Here is a 3,508-nt window from a genome sequence, read left to right on the forward strand (position 1 = left end):
GAATACATGTATGAGAGCGACGTTAAGGCCTGGATCCGCTATCCGCCGCCGCGCTGGATCTGGAAGGGCACCGCGATCTGCGGCGTGCCGGGCGAGGTCTCTCGCGCGATGCTGCGCGGCTGGCACGCCAACAACGGTGTCGCGCTCGGGGATCTGCGCCTCGGCTTCGTCTGCACCAAGCAGAGCGTCGACGGCCAGGACGGGCTCGAAGGCTATTACCATCAATACGACCATCCGCTCGAGCTCGACCAGCGACTGGTGTTCGCGCGGCACCTCGAAGCGCCGCTGTTCAATGCTGCGACCGCGCCGGCGCTGCCGGTCGCGAGCTGGCCGAAGCCGCGGCTGGAAAAAGCCTATCGCAACTACGCGATGGAATATGTCCGCACCGCCGCGCCCGTGATGGTGCAGCTGTTCGGCCCGGAGGATGCAGGCTATCTGCTGCATCTCACCGGCAGGCTGATCGGGATGCAGTATTTCGACGAGGTCGCGGCGGCGCTCGCGATGAGCCGCGGCGGCGCGAGGGAATTCGCATCGTTCCTGAATGCGTTGTTTGCCGCGCAGGATGATGCCGCCGAGACGGCGCAGTCGGAAGGCACCTTCGAAATCCGTCAGCAGGGCTGGATGCTGATGGACGACGTCGCTGATTATCACGTCGCCTGCGCCAAGGTGCTGGAGGGATTGTTCGAAGGGCTGGCTGCGGGGTGCGGGCGGCACATCGGCGTGCATATGCGGCCGGCCGCAGGCGGGCGACCGCCGCTGGTCTGGACGATCGAGTAATTCCACCCACTGAAATGCGCTGCCGCAGGGCACGTTTGCAGCTAGCGCAGGAGGAATCGGCGCGTGCCGTGCTAACAAGCACCTGGCCGCGCCTTTTGCGCGAAGAAATTTATTGGCACACCTAGTCATTGCCGCGCCGCAAATGGCGCTCGTGCCCGGGAGAGGACATGTCCGACATCGCCGAGATCGCGGTCGATGAACAAGAACGCCCGCTGCCGCCGCCCCCGCGTCCCGTGAAGAGCGCGCTGACCGACGGGCCGATCCTGCGCACGCTGCTCTCCCTCGCCTGGCCGAACGTGATCGCGCTGTCGGCTGGCACCTGTACGGTGATCGCCGAGACCTCCTACATCGGCCGGCTCGGCGTCGAGGCGCTCGCCGCGATGGCGCTGGTGTTTCCGACAGTGATCCTGACCATGACGATGTCGGGCGGCGCCATGGGCGGCGCGGTGGCCTCCGCCATTGCTCGGGCGCTCGGCGCCGGCGATCGCGAGCGTGCCGGCACGCTCGCCGCGCATGCGATGCTGATCGGCATCAGCTTCGGCCTCGTCTTCATGCTGGGCATGCTGATCTTCGGACCCAGGGTGCTCGAAATGCTCGGCGGCCGCGGCGATGTGCTCACGCATGCGATCGCCTACACACAGGTGTTTTTCGGCGGCGCCGTGCTGCCCTGGCTGCTCAACACCATGGCGGGCATCCTGCGCGGCACCGGCAACATGAAGCTTCCGTCGTTCCTCATCCTCAACTCCGCGGCCTGGCAGATCCTGCTCGGCGGCACGCTCGGCCTCGGGCTCGGGCCGGTGCCGCAGTTCGGCATGCGCGGCGTCGCGGCCGGCGCGCTGATCGCCTATTGCTTCAACATCTGCATCATGGGCTGGTACCTGTTCTCGGGACGCGCGCGGATCGCACCGAAGCTGCGCGGCTTGCGCATCCAGTGGGCGATGTTCTTCGACATCCTGAAGGTCGGCGCCATCGCCTGCTTCTCGCCGCTGCAATCGGTGCTGACGATCTCGATCTTCACCCACATGCTGGCGAAGTTCGGCACCGCGATCCTCGCCGGCTACGGCATCGGCGCACGGCTGGAATTCCTGCTGACCTCGATCGCGTTCTCGTTCGGCATCGCATCGGTGCCGATGGTCGGCATGGCCATCGGCGCCGGCCGCATCGCGCGTGCCCGGCGCATTGCCTGGATCGCGGGCGCGAGCGCATTCGTCGCCGTCGGTGCGCCGGCGTGCCTGGTCGCGCTCTTCCCCGATCTCTGGGTCAACATCTTCACCGACAGCGCGACCGTGCGCGCCACCAGCCACCAATATCTGTCGACGGTGGCGCCGTTCTACGCCTTCATCGGGCTCGCCTCGACGATGTATTTCTCCTCGCAAGGCGCGGCCAAGGTGATCGGCCCGGTGCTGGCGCAGACCGTGCGGCTGATCTACATCTCGGCGACCGGCTGGTGGCTGTCGACGCATGACGCCAGCGCGCAGAGCTTCTTCTGGCTGGCCGCGAGCTCGATGGTCGTGCTCGGCCTGCTGTCGTGCTCCAGCGTGGTGCTGACCCGCTGGGGACCGCGCGAGAGCAAGCCCGCGATCAGGCCGGCTCTCTCAGGTGTTGCGGACTAGCGATGCCTGTGGCGGCGATGGCCGCCACCGCCCCCGACATTGGCGAGCCGCATCAATTGCGGGATCATCGCCATCATGTCGCCGCCACCGGCGCCGCCAAGCATGCCCATGATGTCGCCGCCGCCCATGCCGCCGGGCCCCGTTGGCATATAGCCCCCACCGCCCATCGGGCTGTAGCCGCCATAATTGGGCGCACCAAAGCCGCCGCCGAGATTGCCGCCGCCGAGGCCACCGAGACTGCCGCCKCCCATCATGCCGCCGAAGCCGCCGCCACCATTCTCCATCATGCGGCTCATCATCGGTCCCATGGTCTGCATCAGCATGGCGAAGCGGCGCTTGCCCATCTTCGCCTTCATCATCTCCAGCATCGGCGCCATCTGGGTCATCATGTCCTCGCCGCCGGCACCTCCGCCGCCACCGAAGCCTGCAAGCTGCGCCTTCGCGGGCGTGCTCGCGACCGAGAACAGCAGCAGCACGGCGGCTGCCTGGCAGATCACCTTGTCCGCACCTCTCATGGCATGCTCCTCGCGTGCGTGGCTTCGCCGGGAGAGCAGAGCCAACCGGACGCACGCAGCCATGGTTACGGCCGAGGAGGGGAGGGCTCTGTGAGAAAAATCACAGAGCTACGGCGACTGGGCCGCCGTTAGGCTGCCGCTGGCGGAAACGCCTTGTGCAAGGCGATCACGGCATCCCTGGTTTGCTCCTGGACGTAAGCCGCAAGCTCGTTCGGCAGCATGTCGATGGTCCAGAGCAAGCGGCTCTTGCCATCGCCGTCGGCGATCACCTGCACCGAGGCGCTGTAGTGCTTCAGCCGCTCGTTGGCGATGGCATAGACGAGGCGCTGTCGCGCATCGTTGCAATCCACCAGCACCTCGCGCGCAACGGAACCGTTGGCGAAGGTGACGATACGTGYATCGCCATCGAGCGTGCAGGCCGTGACGAAGCCCGGCACCAGTCGCCGGTGCAGCGCGCCGAAATCGCGCACAGCGTCCCAGACGTCGCGCGCGGCGGCATTGAGGGGGACGTCGTTGTGGATGGAGGCCATGAGGTAGGTATCCTTGATTAGGTCGTCGCTACAGAAACCGTCATTGCGAGCGAAGCGAAGCAATCCAGAGATG

4 protein-coding genes are annotated in these 3,508 nt (G+C 66.5%); 2 read left to right on the top strand and 2 right to left on the bottom strand.

Features of this window, described 5'->3' with window-relative positions:
- On the top strand, window positions 1-777 hold a 777-nt coding region (locus AC1D00_RS32145), incomplete at its 5' end, for a hypothetical protein (RefSeq protein ID WP_477013429.1).
- A 167-nt stretch (window positions 778-944) separates the two neighbouring features.
- Window positions 945-2,390, top strand: a complete 1,446-nt coding sequence (locus AC1D00_RS32150) for an MATE family efflux transporter (protein WP_477013430.1) — start codon at window positions 945-947, stop codon at window positions 2,388-2,390.
- Here the strand turns inward: AC1D00_RS32150 and AC1D00_RS32155 are convergent.
- Both AC1D00_RS32155 and AC1D00_RS32160 read right to left on the bottom strand, forming a co-directional pair.
- Window positions 2,387-2,905 (bottom strand): hypothetical protein, encoded by a 519-nt coding sequence (locus AC1D00_RS32155; RefSeq protein ID WP_477013431.1) that lies wholly within the window; start codon window positions 2,903-2,905, stop codon window positions 2,387-2,389. The genes AC1D00_RS32150 and AC1D00_RS32155 overlap by 4 nt on opposite strands.
- Before the next feature lie 128 nt (window positions 2,906-3,033).
- Window positions 3,034-3,435: an SRPBCC family protein gene (locus AC1D00_RS32160; RefSeq protein ID WP_477013432.1), complete on the bottom strand. Its 402-nt coding sequence runs from the start codon at window positions 3,433-3,435 to the stop codon at window positions 3,034-3,036.
- Window positions 3,436-3,508 lie beyond the last annotated feature (73 nt).

Source organism: Bradyrhizobium sp. P2_E8 (assembly GCF_056403875.1).